Origin of the sequence: Comamonas sp. Z1 (assembly GCF_008121555.1) — a bacterium.
GTDB classification, from domain to species: Bacteria; Pseudomonadota; Gammaproteobacteria; order Burkholderiales; family Burkholderiaceae_C; genus Comamonas; species Comamonas thiooxydans.
This window is the reverse complement of the sequence record NZ_VOQT01000028.1, coordinates 30,127-44,022: the sequence shown is the minus strand read 5'-3', so window position 1 is coordinate 44,022 and position 13,896 is coordinate 30,127. Positions and strand designations below refer to the sequence as shown.

The 13,896-nt window shown below is 59.4% G+C and carries 13 protein-coding genes; 2 read left to right on the top strand and 11 right to left on the bottom strand.

Annotated features, from left to right (window positions below; all coding sequences use genetic code 11):
* Positions 1–180: 180 nt before the first annotated feature.
* From FSY45_RS25795 to FSY45_RS25750, 10 genes are all read right to left on the bottom strand, one after another.
* Positions 181–771 carry an immunity 22 family protein gene (locus FSY45_RS25795; RefSeq protein ID WP_046461853.1) on the bottom strand — a complete coding sequence of 197 codons (591 nt, stop codon included), beginning with the start codon at positions 769–771 and terminating at the stop codon, positions 181–183.
* Positions 768–1,409 (bottom strand): DUF4375 domain-containing protein, encoded by a 642-nt coding sequence (locus tag FSY45_RS25790; protein ID WP_046461852.1) that lies wholly within the window; start codon positions 1,407–1,409, stop codon positions 768–770. Before FSY45_RS25790 ends, FSY45_RS25795 begins: the two co-directional genes overlap by 4 nt.
* Before the next feature lie 3 nt (positions 1,410–1,412).
* A complete protein-coding gene (locus tag FSY45_RS25785) occupies positions 1,413–2,351 on the bottom strand; it encodes a hypothetical protein (RefSeq protein WP_003071299.1) in 939 nt (312 codons plus the stop codon).
* A gap of 31 nt (positions 2,352–2,382) precedes the next feature.
* Positions 2,383–4,317: a StlD/DarB family beta-ketosynthase gene (locus FSY45_RS25780; RefSeq protein ID WP_046461851.1), complete on the bottom strand. Its 1,935-nt coding sequence runs from the start codon at positions 4,315–4,317 to the stop codon at positions 2,383–2,385.
* A gap of 17 nt (positions 4,318–4,334) precedes the next feature.
* Complete coding sequence (locus tag FSY45_RS25775; RefSeq protein WP_034363578.1) at positions 4,335–5,267, bottom strand: fatty acid desaturase; 933 nt, start codon at positions 5,265–5,267, stop codon at positions 4,335–4,337.
* Positions 5,268–6,011 (bottom strand): sterol desaturase family protein, encoded by a 744-nt coding sequence (locus FSY45_RS25770; protein WP_003071302.1) that lies wholly within the window; start codon positions 6,009–6,011, stop codon positions 5,268–5,270.
* Positions 6,012–6,260: 249 nt separating this feature from the next.
* Positions 6,261–7,259 (bottom strand): tripartite tricarboxylate transporter substrate binding protein, encoded by a 999-nt coding sequence (locus FSY45_RS25765; RefSeq protein ID WP_012839677.1) that lies wholly within the window; start codon positions 7,257–7,259, stop codon positions 6,261–6,263.
* Positions 7,260–7,401: 142 nt separating this feature from the next.
* Positions 7,402–8,346: an RNA polymerase sigma factor RpoH gene (gene rpoH / locus FSY45_RS25760; RefSeq protein WP_003071304.1), complete on the bottom strand. Its 945-nt coding sequence runs from the start codon at positions 8,344–8,346 to the stop codon at positions 7,402–7,404.
* Between the two features lie 176 nt (positions 8,347–8,522).
* Positions 8,523–9,443 carry a LysR family transcriptional regulator gene (locus FSY45_RS25755; RefSeq protein ID WP_046461850.1) on the bottom strand — a complete coding sequence of 307 codons (921 nt, stop codon included), beginning with the start codon at positions 9,441–9,443 and terminating at the stop codon, positions 8,523–8,525.
* 50 nt (positions 9,444–9,493) lie between these two features.
* Entirely contained in the window at positions 9,494–10,507 is a 1,014-nt protein-coding gene (locus FSY45_RS25750) for a tripartite tricarboxylate transporter substrate binding protein (protein ID WP_046461849.1), read from the bottom strand.
* 111 nt (positions 10,508–10,618) lie between these two features.
* Between FSY45_RS25750 and FSY45_RS25745 the strand changes: the two genes are divergently transcribed.
* A complete protein-coding gene (locus FSY45_RS25745; protein WP_046461848.1) occupies positions 10,619–12,376 on the top strand; it encodes an IlvD/Edd family dehydratase in 1,758 nt (585 codons plus the stop codon).
* 6 nt (positions 12,377–12,382) lie between these two features.
* A complete protein-coding gene (locus tag FSY45_RS25740) occupies positions 12,383–13,069 on the top strand; it encodes a GntR family transcriptional regulator (protein ID WP_046461847.1) in 687 nt (228 codons plus the stop codon).
* An 8-nt stretch (positions 13,070–13,077) separates the two neighbouring features.
* Here FSY45_RS25740 and FSY45_RS25735 read toward each other — a convergent pair whose 3' ends face one another.
* Positions 13,078–13,893, bottom strand: a complete 816-nt coding sequence (locus FSY45_RS25735) for a 3-keto-5-aminohexanoate cleavage protein (RefSeq protein ID WP_080944481.1) — start codon at positions 13,891–13,893, stop codon at positions 13,078–13,080.
* Positions 13,894–13,896 lie beyond the last annotated feature (3 nt).

Below are 13,896 nucleotides of genomic sequence, written 5' to 3'. Positions count from 1 at the left end.
CCCCAACTGGCGAATCGTGGCTCTGACACGCAAGCCAAGCTTGATGTAAAGCTCAACTGCACGAATCCTGTCTGCGTATGAGTACATGAACTACCTCCTGGTAGTCCAAGTTTTTGTCCGCACCCCCGGCGGGTCAGTTATGCGTGGAAATTAACAAGATGAAAAAGCGCCTGAGCTGCGTCAGTCGTCAAAAAGACCCATGTAGCTCAGTCCGTTGTAGAGCTTGTCTGGATCGGTGATCGTCTCGCAGGGGTCGGCATAGACAAACATGGCGTTGGCCGTGTGAATGTCTTGGGTCTCGCAGGCCTGCACGATGAGCGCGAGTGATGCGTCGGAGTCCAGTGTGCTTTGCCCCACTATGGTGGCGACAGGGACCGGCTCGGGCAGCCAGATCACCAGCAGCAGGTCTTCGTCGAACAGAAATTTTCTGCCCAGGTCCTGGTAGAAAGCGCAACCCGTGACATCTTCGCTGCTGCCCTCGATGTCTTCGACTTCCAGATCCCAGTAACTGTCTGCATGTTCAAAGTAGCGGGCAAATTCCGGCTCGCCCAGCGGCGTATTGCCTATCCAGAAATGCAGTGCAGAAAAAGGCGCAGGCGGCGGTGTCGGGCCCAGCTCATCGACCCAGTCGAACAGGGTGCCGGGCTTGAGGTGGTGGCGCTTTTCCAGCTCCGGAAACCCGCCGCCTGGTGTGCGATTCAGCGCTTCGTCCACCAGGGCTTTGCGAAATGCCAGCGAATAGGTCTTGCTGGATTTGTTTTCAGACTTCATTGGACGGGTCCGTAGTGCATGACCACCAGCTTGTTCAAAGGCTCCGGGTAGTCCCAGAAGGCTTCTTCCAGTTCCTGCAACTGCTCATGCTCGGCGTCCGTCAGCAGTGCAGGCAGATCGGAGAAGTCCACATTTTCTGACGTCTCCTCGAAGCGCTTGAGTACCGCAAACATGTCTTGCAGACATTGATGCGTGAGGGGAGCGCCTATGGCCTGCAGAGCCTGCAGGGGGAGCTGATGGTTCTCCACTCCCCAGTTGCCCAGAAACTGAAGAAAGCCGCCGTTGTTGATATCGGCTTCCATGCGCCACAGAGCCACCAGTTCACGCTGGACCGGAGATATCCGGGTGATGTCCCATTGGGCGGCGAGCAGCGCGCCCATAGCCTGGTTGTAGAGACTGTCCTGATCCAGGTCCCAGACGCTGACCATGCCTTCGGGAGATGGCTGCCACAGCGCCGGCCAGTTCAGACCGTGATCCTCGTCGCTCAGCACCCATGCCAGGCGTTGCTCGGGTGTGGCTTTTTCGAGGCGGATATGTCGTTTGATGGGCTCGGCCAGTTCACGTCCATCTGCTAGTGCCAGCCAGATGGTCTGCTCGTCGATGCGAACGCCTGTGATGCGGTTGCTCTGTGGGTCCATGGTTCAGCTTTGTGCGGCGGTCTGATCCATCACCGTCTCGGCGGCCCGGTGCATCTTGGCTAGCTCGCGCGCGGGAATGGGGTGCTCGCCGTTGGCCATGCGTGTCAGCAGCGAGTGCAGCATCTCGGTGGACAGGCCGTGCAGCACCAGGCGGTAGGCCGCATACAGGGTGGACAGCGGCACCATGGGATGCTTGTTGTTGAGCAGCACCAGATGCTCTGGCGAGGCCAGGATCTTGGCGCAGTAAATGGCAACGGTTTCGTCGAGCTGCAGCGAGTTGCTGGCGCGCCAGAAGTCGTTGTCGGTCAGCAGCAGCTGGTAGATGGGCGTGTACAGCTCGATGGCGCTTTGCAGGTCGATGACGTTGAAGCGCCCGCGCGGCATGTCTTCGAGCCTGAGATCGGGCTCGCGGATCATGGAAAAATCGGGCTCGGCCACGGGTACCAGTTCCTGCCCGTTCTCACGCAGTGCCTTGTTCAGGCGAATCACGAAGTTGAAGAGGTTGAGGTCGTGCTTGAGAAACAGCTCGTCCTTCACATCGTCGATTTCCATGGGCATCAAGGGCGCGGTGCTGACCTTGGTCGGGGCATTGGCGGCGACGAAGGCCAGTACCTGGGAGCCCAGATGAAAGTGGCGCATGATGAGCCAGTTGGCCTCTGGCGAGAGAAACTTCTTCATGCCGAAGGCCAGCAGGCGGTGCAGCAGCATGGAGTGCGACCAGCGCTTGGGCAGAAAGATCTTCAGCGCCTGAATGACGATCATGGACAGCCGCGCCAGCGGCCGCATGGCCGGCAGAAAGAACTGGCGCGAGCTGCTGCTGCAGTCGCGCAGCCAGGCAGCTTTGACGTCATCGGGCAAAGGTGTGCTCTGGTCGAGGTAGAGCGCCAGCCAGGGGCTGGGGTCGCGCTCGTCCCAGACATGGTCGTTGAACTCGTTCTTCATGAATCCTCCCGGTGCTTTTTGCTGCTTCTAGTTATCGCTCGGCCAGCACATGTTGGAACTGCATCAGGTACATGGCGGCCGTGTTGCGTGCGGTCTGCAGTATGGCCTGCTGGGCCGTGCCTTCACTGTCCAGCTCCAGCGCCATCTGCACGGCCAGCAGCCAGCGCTCCAGGTGGTTCTCGTCGTTGGCACCGTGGTATTCGAGAAAGCGGAAGGCATCGGGCGGCAGCGGCAGGCTCTGGCGTAGCAGGGGCAGCAGGCTGGGAACGATGCGCTGGCCCGTGCCTTCGATGATGTAGATGGCGCCCAGCAGGCCGATCGGGTTGGGCGTGGCAGCCAGGCTGTGCAGATAGGCATTGAGCGCTTCGCCGCCGGGGTTGCGGCGCAGGCGGTTGATGTCGGTCTCGGTGCCGCCGGCCTTCAGATAGTCGCTGTGCAGAATCTTGAAGTCGTTCTGCTCCTCACCTGCATGCAGGTCGATCAGCGAGGCCAGCGTGGCGTAGTCACCGGTCAGCGAGGCCGCGCCTTCGCGCATCCACAGACTGCCTTCGCGCACCTGGGGAATCCAGTGGCTCATCCAGCGCAGATAGTCGGTGATCTGCAACTGGCGTGTGCGCATGCGATGGAGCAGGGGCGTGCGCCAGACATTGCTGCGGTAGTCCTGCCAGATGCTGGCGAGCTCGGTTAGCAGTGGCGCCAGCTGCGATGGCGCAGCGGCCGGGTCATGGGGGGCGGCGATGGTGGATACATCGGGAAGAGCATCATCCGGCAGCGCCGCTGACTGTGCAGATTTCCACGGGAAACTGGCCTCTGGAGCTTGCTCGGTAATCGCATCCAGCTCTACTTCCCATAGCATGTAGCCTGCGGTGAAGCGGCCCGACTCGGGGATGAAGCAGAGTACGGTGTCGCCTGCTTTCAGACTCTGGCCCTGCTTTTGCAGAAACTCCGACAGCATGATGAAGATGGAGGCTGCACCCGTGTTGCCGCGCCAGGCCAGATTGCTCCACCAGCGCTCGCGTGGAATGCTGAGCTGGGCCTTGCCCAGCAGCTCGTCGACCACGGGAATGAAGCGCTCCGACGAATAGTGGCAGAGAAAGTGGTCTATGCCGCGCTCGGGCACCCAGCCCTGGTGGGCCAGGGCTGCATATTCGTGAATGCAGACATCGAACAGATGTGGCAGCAGGCGAATGTCCTGGCGCAGTGCCAGAGCGCCTGCGGCCTCGGCATCGCTCCAGGCAGGGAAGTCCAGATGGCTTTTGCCGCGATCGGCCGTCATGCCAAGCTGCATGCACACGGGGTAGTCGCCGGCAAAGCTGCGCTGGTGCGTCCACTTGAGCTTGAGGCGCAGTCCGTTGGCCTGGGGCAGGGCCTTGGGGCCGCCCAGCAACACGGCGCCCGCGCCGTCGGACAGCATCCAGCGCAGAAAGTGGGCGTCGAAATCGGTGTCATAGCCCTGGGCTGCAAAGCGCGAGCGCTTGAAAAGGCGCGAGGGCATTTCGCTGGCCACCGACAGGGCCAGTGCATGGGCGCCGCTCTCCACAGCCATGGCTGCGGCTTGCATGGCCCCCACACTGGCGGCGCAGACCCCATGCACAGAAAGCGTTTCCATGGGCGGGGCGGCCATTTCGCCCTGAATCATGCTGGCAAAGCCGGGCATCAGCGCATCGCCCCCCGAGGAGCCACTGGACAGAAAGCCGACATCGCCGAGCTTTTTGCCGGCCAGGGCCAGGGTCTCCTCGATGGCGCCGGCAGCCATGCGGGCGTTGCTGAACACCGTCTGGCCTTCGCCATCAATGGCGTAGTGGCGGGTCTGGATGCCGTTTTCGGCCAGGATGCGGCGCTTGATGCGCTCGGAGATGCGGTTCAGCGGTGCTACAAACGCATCCATGCCAGCGTTGTCCACCGGGGCACCAGGCAGAAACATGCCGGCAGATTGCAGATAGACCTTGGAATAGGCAACAGGCATAGATCCTCAACAGGTTTTTACTTCACAGCGTCGGGCGGCATCTGCGGCTGGGTTCTTGCCGCGGGCCAGACCAGACCCAATACAAACACGCGTCCCATATAAGGCAGCAGGCCACCTTCGTTCAATGCAGGTGTGACCCGTTGGCGGTAAATGTGCTCATGCAGCCCGCTCAGTTCGGACCAGTGGGCATGCGGGCATTCATGGTGCGCGGTGTGCAGGCCAATATTAAAAAGCAGGGGGTTGACCAGGCCTTCAAAGTTGCGCGCGTAGTTCAGCTCGATACCTGGAGTATTGCGCTGCGCTCTGGTCATCGGCCTTCCATCGGCGTGGGCATGCTGCAGATAGTTGGTAGCCAGCAGCCAGTGCAGGCCGTGCAACTGGGGAAGAATGATGAAGATCAACGCCTTTTGCCAGTCCAGCCAGAGAAAGAAGCTCCAGCTTCCCAGCCACAGCGTGTATTGCCCCATGCAGTAGCGAAAGGCGCCAGGCCAGTGACGGTGCAGATTGTTCAGCCAGCGAAAGAACAGCGGATACAGCACGAAAGCCGCCTGCACCGGGTGCATCAGATAGCCCCACAGATGATTGGTATCGCCGCCCCATTCTGGCCGGTAGGTGCGTGCCAGATCGCGCGGTCCATGGCGAAATCGATGGTGATTGGCCACATGGGCGGGCCAGAACACAAAGGTGGGGTGGCCTTGAAGCAGGGTCAGCCAGTAATCGGTGAAGCGGTTGGTCCAGCGCCCCCACCACATGCGCACATGGGTGTGGTTGTGATGAATCACGCCTACTCCCAATGTCAGAAACAGCTCGATGCTGTAGAGAATGAAGCTGAAGCCATGCCTCCACTGCCACCACACGAGCAGCGGCAGCAGAATCATGTAGAAGACGGATTGCCAGTCCCGCCAGTGGCGCAGGACTGGATACCGGCGCTGGCCTGGGTGCCTGCTCATTCAGTGACTGGAGCTTTTGGGGGTGTTGTCTGCGACCCGCGTGCGCATGATCTGGTCCATGAAGGCCAGCGCAAAGCCATAGTTGCCTGCCGGGCGCGCGTGGTGCAGATGGTGACGGCGGCTGGCGGCCAGTGGATGGGTATCTGAGACTGAGGGGAAAAAATCGTAGTTGGAGTGGCCGATCAGATTCAGGATCAGACTCAGCACCGGCACCGAGGCCAGCGACCAGAAGTAGAAGTCATGCACCAGCATGGGCAGCAAGATGATGTTGCCCAGCATCAGCGCCTCGATGGGGTGAAAGCTGTAGGTGGACCAGGGCGTGGTCACCACGGAGCGATGATGGTCGCCGTGATAGCGCACTAGGCGGCGCGTGTGCAGCAGGCGGTGGTTGATCCAGAAGTGCACATCGTTCCAGATCAGCAGCGCAAAGATCTCCACAACGATGCGTCCAGCACTGGCTGTGGGCGAGAGCTGGGCCCAGCCCAGTTGCAGAAAGCCCCAGGGGACGATCATGCCTATGCCGAAGATCAGTATGGAATGAAAGGACTGGCGCCATTCACGTTGCAACTGGTCGGGCTTGAGCGGACGTATATCCAGTGGCCTACCAATACCGGCACGGGCAAGAGATGCCGTCAGAGCGCCCATGAGCAGGCCGCCCAGAAGATAAATAAGCCCGAAAAAAACCAGGCCCAATGCCATGACTTGCCAGGCATTGAGCTGCGTGAACCAGGTACCAGCGTCCATGAAGGCTCCAAAAGCGGTGGCGCTGCCCCAGATACAACAATGCGCCCGACGGCATAGCGTAAACCCATGCCTGTCGGGCGCATGATAAAGGACGCCGCAGTAGCTCTCGTTGATACCCGGAGTGGCTTCAGCGTGTGGGATGGAGGAAAACTGGCGCACGTCATCTGCGTGACAGCGAGCAAGCGCCGCCGCGCAGCGAGGCTGTCGTCCCCCCTCGGGGGAAGCCGCAAAGCGGCTCAGGGGGCGTGTTTACTGCGCCGTGATGCCCTGCTCGCGAATGATGGTGCCCAGCGCCTTCACATCCTGCTGGATGCGGTTGCTCAGGCCTTCGGGCGAGCTGCCCACGGCTTGCCAGCCTTGCATGGACAGCTTCTGGCGCATCTCGGGCGTACGCACGATCTCGCTGACGGCAGCCGCCAGTTTGTCCACATGGGCCTTGGGCATGGACCTGGGCGCAGCCACGGCGTTCCAGATTTCCAGATCAAAGTTGTTGACGCCGAGCTCTTTGAGGCTGGGAAGGCCGGGAGCCAGCGGGCTGCGTGCTGCAGAGGTTACGCCAATGCCGTGCAGCTTGCCGGCCTGAATCTGTGCCATGGCCAGTGCCGGAGGGAGCATGGACAGCTTCAAATCGCCGCCCTGAATGCCGTTGAACACTTGAGGATAGCCGGTATAGGGCACGTGCACGGCCTTGATGGCCGAGCGGCTCTTGAGCAGTTCCATGCCCAGATGGCCCACGGTACCGACACCGGGCGAGCCATAGCTCCATTTGTCGCCAGCCTTGGCGGCCGCTTCCATAAAGGCCTTGCCTTGTGGGGCCGACGCAGGGGCCACCAGTACCAGCGGAGCCACGCCGATCAGGCTCACGGGCTGCAGGTCCTTGATGGGGTCATAGCGCACGGCAGGGTTGAGCATCTTGGCAATGGTCATATTGCCGTTGATCATCACGCTGAAGGTGTAGCCATCAGCCTTGGCGACATATTCGCCGGCGATATTGCCGCCGGCTCCCACGCGGTTTTCCACGATGATGGTCTGACCCAGCTTCTTCTCCAATGGCTCGGCCAATGCACGGGCTGTCAGGTCGGGCGAGGAGCCTGCGGGGAAGCCCACGATCAGATGAAGGGGCTTGTCGGGCCAGTTGTCGGCTGCCAGGACGGCCGGAGCCATTGCTGTCGCCACCATGGCGACTCCTGCCGCAACCAGGCTGCGGCGGGACAGGTTCTTCAAGATGTGCGAAGTGCGAATAGGCATGGCAGGTCTCTTTTGAATTCTTGATAGGCGATCGGTGTGCATGAGAACATGCATCAATGCCGAAAAATAAAAAACCCGGAAATTATCCGGGTTTGAGGTTCAGCATTTCAGCCTTTTAAAGGCTTGGAGCGCAAGTTGGCGTTTACGCAAACTCGGCCAGCGCTTTTTTCATCTTTTTCATGGCAGCTACCTCAATTTGGCGAATGCGCTCGGCGCTCACACCGTATTCGGCAGCCAGCTCATGCAGCGTCATGCCGCCAGAGCCGTCGTCATTGACCTTGAGCCAGCGCTCTTCAACGATGCGGCGGCTGCGGTCATCCAGTCCCTCCAGGGCCATGACCAGACCATCGGTCGCCAGATGATCGCGCTGACGTGATTCAAGCATGGCGGTAGGCTCGTGGCTGGCATCAGCCAGGTAGGCGATGGGGCCGAAGGCCTGCTCTCCGTCGTCGCTGGGAGAAGGATCCAGCAGCACATCGCCACCGGCCAGACGGGTTTCCATCTCGATGACTTCCTCGCGCTTGACGTTGAGCTTGGCAGCAACCGCGTCAATTTCGTTCGAGGTCAGCGTCTCGCGCAGGGCCAGCTCTTCGTCCGCCATGGCGGCATCGGACTTCAGGTCATGCTTCATCGAGCGCAGATTGAAGAACAGCTTGCGTTGGGCCTTGGTCGTGGCGACCTTGACCATGCGCCAGTTCTTCAGAATGTACTCGTGGATTTCCGCCTTGATCCAGTGCATGGCGTAGCTGACCAGACGCACGCCCTGATCGGGGTCGAATCGTTTGACAGCCTTCATCAGGCCCACATTGCCTTCCTGAATCAGGTCGCCGTGAGGCAGACCATAGCCCAGGTACTGGCGCGAGATGGAGACGACCAGACGCAGGTGGGACATCACCAGACGCCCGGCGGCGTCCAGATCATTGTGTTCTTTGAGCTTGCGAGCGTAGTCCTGCTCTTCCTCAAGGGTGAGCATTGGCATACGATTGACCGCCGAGATATAGGCATCCAGGTTGCCCAGCGGAGGTACCAGCGCCCAGGGGTTCGCGGGCGCCAAGGCAGTAGCAATGGAGCCGGAGGCAGTTTTCATTGCAGGTTTCCTTTCTTCCATGATCTTCATATTAGCACTCCGTTAGAGAGAGTGCTAAAGACAAAGTTCCCACAGCTTTTGTTGGTTTTTGACGGTTCAGGCGGCTCGTGTCGATTCGTGGAGAATTTTTTACATTCCCTTCGACCTCTCTCTTTTGCGGAATCTGCAGCAGTGCTCTAGCTTGAATGAAAGGCCAGGTTGTGCAGGCTCGCTCTGATTAACGCCTCCAATGCCTTGGCCGCCGAGCTTCGAGGTGCGTGGCGGCGCATCACCATGCCCAAGGGGCGTTGAATTCCAGGGGGCGACAAAGGAATCTGCACAAGGCGGCCAGCTTGCAACAGCGATACGGCTGTTTCAGGCAGTGCGCTGATGCCCAGACCAGCACTGACCAGGGCTCCGATGGTTGCAATATGGTCAACTTCAAAGACAGGAGCGAAATAAAGCCCTTTTGAGTGCAGATCCGCATCAATGTACTGCCGGACGCTGGCAGAACTGGGCATGGAGACATGCGGGTAGTCCAAGGTGTTCTCGATCGCGACGGGACCTGCCTGCTTGGATAGAGGGTGGTCATCGGGACAGATGAGAAAGAACTGGTCCTCCATCAATTGCTCATAGGCGAGGTCTTCTTGCTTGGGATCTGCTGCAGTGAGTGCAAAGTCGACCTTGCCATCACGAACGAGATCAAACGCAGGGCCAGATAAGGTATCAAGCAAGGACAAGCGTACCCCGGGATGAATCCGCGTGAATTCGGCAAAGACCTTTGGCAGCAGCGAGGCGGCCAAAGAGGGGAGTGCGGCAACCGTCACCGATCCCGTTCTGAGCTGGACGGTGTCCGTCACGGCCTGTAGAGCTCGCTGCGTATCTCGCAAGATCTCCTGGGCATGGGCAATAAAAACATGCCCCGCATCGGTCAGCTCGACAGCGCGAGTGGTGCGCTCAAACAGTCTTGCTCCGATCTGGGCTTCTACACGCGCAATCAGGGCCGACAGCGCAGATTGGGAGAGGTGAACCAGGAGGGCGGCTTGACCAAAGCTCTTGGTCTGGCTCAGGGCTACTACCGCTCTCAGGTCTTTGGTTGATAGGTTGGCTTCCACCACCAGAGTATAGGTAGCGGAGCTGCAGCGTCCTGGAGCTCCGTTATCTTCGCTTATTCAGCCTTGATGTCGCTGTCTTTGATCAATCGGGCCCACTTGGCGTATTCAGCGTTGATGATCTTGGCCGACTCGTCCGGCGTGCTGTAGGTAGCAATAGTGCCCTGGGCGAGCATGGAGTCCTTGACATCCTGCTTGGACAGAATCACTTTCAGCGCTGAATTGATCTTCTGAATGACTGCACCTGGAGTTCCTGCAGGAGCCGAAAGTGCAAACATGGAGCTGACCTGCATGTCTGGAAATCCAGCTTCCACGACAGTAGCGATGTCTGGAATCGAGGCAACGCGTTCTTTGGTCGTGGTGGCCAGGGCCCGGAGCTTGCCTGCCTTGATCTGGCTTTGTGCGGCAGGAACGGTGTCAATCATGGCATTGACCTGACCGCCGAGCAGATCGGAAAGAGCGGGTCCGCTGCCTTTGTAGGGCACATGAACGACTTCAACCTGTGTCTGACGCTTGAACATCTCGATCGAGAGATGCTGAGGCGAGCCATTGCCTGCGGATGCAAACGTGACGCTGCCGGGGCTGGCCTTGGCAAGCGCTACCAGTTCCTTGACGGACTTCGCCTGAACATTGGGGTTGACCACAAATACCAGTGGAACGGTACCTACGACCGAGATGTGAGAGAAGCTCTTATGGATGTCAAAAGGAGCCGCAGCAGGCGTCAGCGCTGCATTGATGGTGTGGCTTGTGAATGCACCCATCAGCAAGGTGTAGCCATCGGCAGGTGATTTGGCGACTTGACCTGCACCAAGGCTACCGCCAGCTCCGGCGCGATTGTCGACGACGAACTGCTGCCCGAGTGCGTCTGAAAGCTGCTTGGCAAGAACGCGGCCAATGACATCGGTCGCTCCACCCGGCGCATAGGGAACTACCAGCCTCACGGGTTTGGTGGGGTAGTCAGTTTGCGCACAGGCTGCTCCCGATGCACCAGATGCGACGAGGGCGGTTGCAACCAGGTTAATGAGCTTGCGGCGGCGCATGCCCGGATTAACGAGTTCTGTGGGTTTCATGAAGTCTCCTTTAGGGTTTTCAGGTATGCGCTTTCTTGTTTGAGCGCTCGATTTTTCTTTTAATCAATAATATTATTAATAATCAGTGCATCAACAATGGTTAACCCTCCCATGACGAACAAGCCAGGCCAGCAAGCCACGATTCATCCGGAAGCCGCTTCGAGCGGCATTTCCAAAGGACTCACCAACTACGGTGATCGCGGTTTCTCTCTCTTTTTGCGCAAGGCCTTTATCAAGGGAGCGGGCTATACCGACATGGCGCTGGACAGGCCTGTGATCGGTATCTCGAACACAGGCAGCTCCTACAACCCTTGCCACGGAAACATGCCGCAATTGATTGAGGCAGTGAAGCGCGGCATCCTGATGGCCGGTGGTCTGCCCATGGACTTCCCGACCATCTCGCTGCACGAGAGCTTTTCCCAGCCGACCAGCATGTATCTGCGCAACCTCATGTCCATGGACACGGAGGAGATGCTGCGAGCGCAACCCATGGATGCGGTCGTGTTGATCGGGGGGTGTGACAAGACGGTGCCGGCTCAGCTGATGGGAGCTGCTTCGGTCGGACTGCCGGCAGTGCAACTGGTTACTGGCTCCATGCTCACGGGATCGCATCGAAGCGAAAGAGTGGGTGCGTGCACCGATTGCCGGCGCTACTGGGGAAAATTTCGTGCCGAAGAAATTGATGCTGAGGAAATTTCCGACGTCAACAATCAGCTCGTCGCCAGCGTGGGTACCTGCTCGGTGGCGGGCACTGCCAGCACGATGGCCTGCATTGCAGAGGCTCTGGGGATTGGCATTCCTGGCAGTGCAACTCCTCCAGCGGTTACTGCCGACCGCATTCGAATTGCGGAGCGATCCGGTGAGGTGGCCGTGTACATGGCGCGTGCTGGACTGAGCATTGACAAGATTCTCACGCCTGCTGCCTTCGAAAATGCCATGCGGGTGTTGTTGGCCATGGGCGGCTCGACCAATGCCATCGTGCATCTGGCCGCGATTGCGGGTCGCCTGGGCTACGAGCTGGATCTCAAGGCTTTGGACGCCATGAGCCGCAATACTCCCGTGTTGCTCGATCTCAAGCCTTCCGGCGACCACTACATGGAGGACTTTCATGCAGCCGGCGGCATGCATACCCTGCTTCGAGAGCTCAAGCCCCTGCTGCACCTGGATGCTCTGACCGTGACGGGGCGCACCCTGGGCGAGGAGCTGGAGGCGGCCGGCCCAGGCTTCAAGCAGCATGTGGTCAAGACTTTGGATGCCCCCTTGTATCCACAGGGAGGCATTGCTGTGCTGCACGGCAATCTTGCCCCGGCAGGCGCCATCATCAAGCAGTCCGCAGCGAACCCCGAGCTGATGGAGCATGAGGGCCGTGCCGTTGTTTTCGAGAATGCAGAGGATCTGGCCGCTCGTATCGACTCGCCCGAGCTTGATGTTCAGGCCGAGGATGTGCTGGTGCTCAAGAATATCGGTCCCAAAGCAGCGGCGATGCCGGAAGCGGGTTACCTGCCCATTCCCAAGAAACTCGCCGCCCAAGGCGTGAAAGACATGGTGCGTGTTTCCGATGGCCGTATGAGCGGTACCGCTTTCGGCACCATCGTCCTGCATGTGACGCCAGAGGCGGCGATTGGCGGACCATTGGCCTGGGTGCAAACCGGGGACAGAATTCGCCTGTCGGTGCGCGAGCGCTGTATTGAATGGCTGGTCAGCGATGAAGAGCTGACTATGCGTCAGAATGCCAAGCCTGTTCAAGTTCCTGTGGCAGAGCGTGGTTACGCGCATCTGTTCAAGAAAACTGTTTTGCAGGCCGATCGTGGCGCAGACTTTGATTTCTTGACCGCGACGCAGCGCAAGGGTTCGATTCCAAGGAGTTAAGTTCATATGCCGACGGGCGCTTTTGCCAAGGAGCGCCGTCCATCCGAGGACGGTGCATCCGTGATTGCCGCGACATTGGAGGAAGACATTGTTCTGGGCCTCTTGGCTCCCAGAGTGCGTCTTGTCGAAGATGATCTGATGGAAAGGTTCGCAGCCAAACGCCATGTGGTGCGAGACGCATTGGCTCAGCTGGAAAGTGCTGGCCTGCTTGAGCGCAGGCGCAACATTGGCTCCATGGTGAAGGCTTTCAGCAGGGAGGAAGTCATTCATCTCTATGAAATGAGAGAGCTGCTTGAGCTGGAGGCGATGCGCAGAATTGCGCTGCCTCTGGACCATGATGCCCTGGAGCAGCTCAGGCGCATTCAGGCCGGGCACGACGCAGCTATCCAGCAACAGGACCCGCGCGGCATTTTTCGAACCAACCAGGAGTTTCATCGGCTTTTGTTTGCTCAATGCGGTAATGTTTTTCTGTCGCAGTCCATCGAAGACTTCGCGCGTCAAACGCATGCGATTCGATTTGGAACGCTGATGTCCAGAGAGCGTCAGCTGCAATCCCAAAAGGAGCATCACGAGCTGCTGGCGGTGCTGGCGCAGGGGGAGGGGTCGAGGGAGCGCCTGATCCGCCTGACGGCAGTGCATCTTGTGCCTCCAAGAGATCACTACTTGAAGACACAAGAGGCGCTACTGCCTTGAAGTGCTGATCAGTTCAGGAACATGCCTCGAATATCGTGAGCCGTGGCCAGAGGACGGCCCAGCGCTGCGGCCCCCTCGCAAACCTGGGCGACCAAGGCTGCATTGCTTGCTGCCGGCTCGCCGCTCTTCAGGAACAGGTTGTTCTCGAAGCCGACGCGCGCATGGCCTCCGAGACTTGCAGCAGCCATCGCGCATGCATTTTCCTGAGGGCCGAAGGCACACATCGCCCATGGATGGGCATCGTCGTGGGCATTCAGGAACGGCAGCAGATCGATGGGCGAAGAGGTCTGACCGGCGGAGTAGCGGCCCAGTACAAAAAGCAGAAACCATTTGTTTGCCGGGATGACGCCGCTTGCAAGCAGGCGCTGCCAGGCCTGCACGTCCTCCACGTCATACAGGATGACCTGGGTCATCACATTGCTCTGCTTGAGCCATGTGAAGAAGGACCGGATATCCGCTTCGGGAACTTCAGGTTTGAGTATTTCGCGCAAGCCGACAGAGATCGCTTCCGGAGCCGTTTCGCGGGCGACCCGCATCTGCTCGTATGGCTGGTAGACCTGTGCCGCTTCAGTGGTGACCTGAACCACCAGTTCCCGGCCCACTGCTTTGCGCACTGCAGCAGTGGCTTCAATGTAGGCGCGGGCATCGAGTAAATGCTTGCCGTCAGGCTTGCGTACATGCATATGAATCATGGACGCCCCGGAGTCCAGGCATTCCTTGGCGGTCTGTGCCAGATCGGCGGCAGTCAGAGGAACCTCGGGGTGTTGCTCCCTGGTCTTGTAGGCTCCGTTGGGGGCAACGGTGATGATCAGAGGTGTATTCATCAT

Coding starts and splice junctions, on each gene's coding strand:
- FSY45_RS25795 (WP_046461853.1), bottom strand. CDS start 771: ATGAAGTCTGAAAACAAATCCAGCAAGACCTATTCGCTGGCATTTCGC.
- FSY45_RS25790 (WP_046461852.1), bottom strand. CDS start 1,409: ATGGACCCACAGAGCAACCGCATCACAGGCGTTCGCATCGACGAGCAG.
- FSY45_RS25785 (WP_003071299.1), bottom strand. CDS start 2,351: ATGAAGAACGAGTTCAACGACCATGTCTGGGACGAGCGCGACCCCAGC.
- FSY45_RS25780 (WP_046461851.1), bottom strand. CDS start 4,317: ATGCCTGTTGCCTATTCCAAGGTCTATCTGCAATCTGCCGGCATGTTT.
- FSY45_RS25775 (WP_034363578.1), bottom strand. CDS start 5,267: ATGAGCAGGCACCCAGGCCAGCGCCGGTATCCAGTCCTGCGCCACTGG.
- FSY45_RS25770 (WP_003071302.1), bottom strand. CDS start 6,011: ATGGACGCTGGTACCTGGTTCACGCAGCTCAATGCCTGGCAAGTCATG.
- FSY45_RS25765 (WP_012839677.1), bottom strand. CDS start 7,259: ATGCCTATTCGCACTTCGCACATCTTGAAGAACCTGTCCCGCCGCAGC.
- rpoH (WP_003071304.1), bottom strand. CDS start 8,346: ATGAAAACTGCCTCCGGCTCCATTGCTACTGCCTTGGCGCCCGCGAAC.
- FSY45_RS25750 (WP_046461849.1), bottom strand. CDS start 10,507: ATGAAACCCACAGAACTCGTTAATCCGGGCATGCGCCGCCGCAAGCTC.
- FSY45_RS25745 (WP_046461848.1), top strand. CDS start 10,619: ATGACGAACAAGCCAGGCCAGCAAGCCACGATTCATCCGGAAGCCGCT.
- FSY45_RS25740 (WP_046461847.1), top strand. CDS start 12,383: ATGCCGACGGGCGCTTTTGCCAAGGAGCGCCGTCCATCCGAGGACGGT.
- FSY45_RS25735 (WP_080944481.1), bottom strand. CDS start 13,893: ATGAATACACCTCTGATCATCACCGTTGCCCCCAACGGAGCCTACAAG.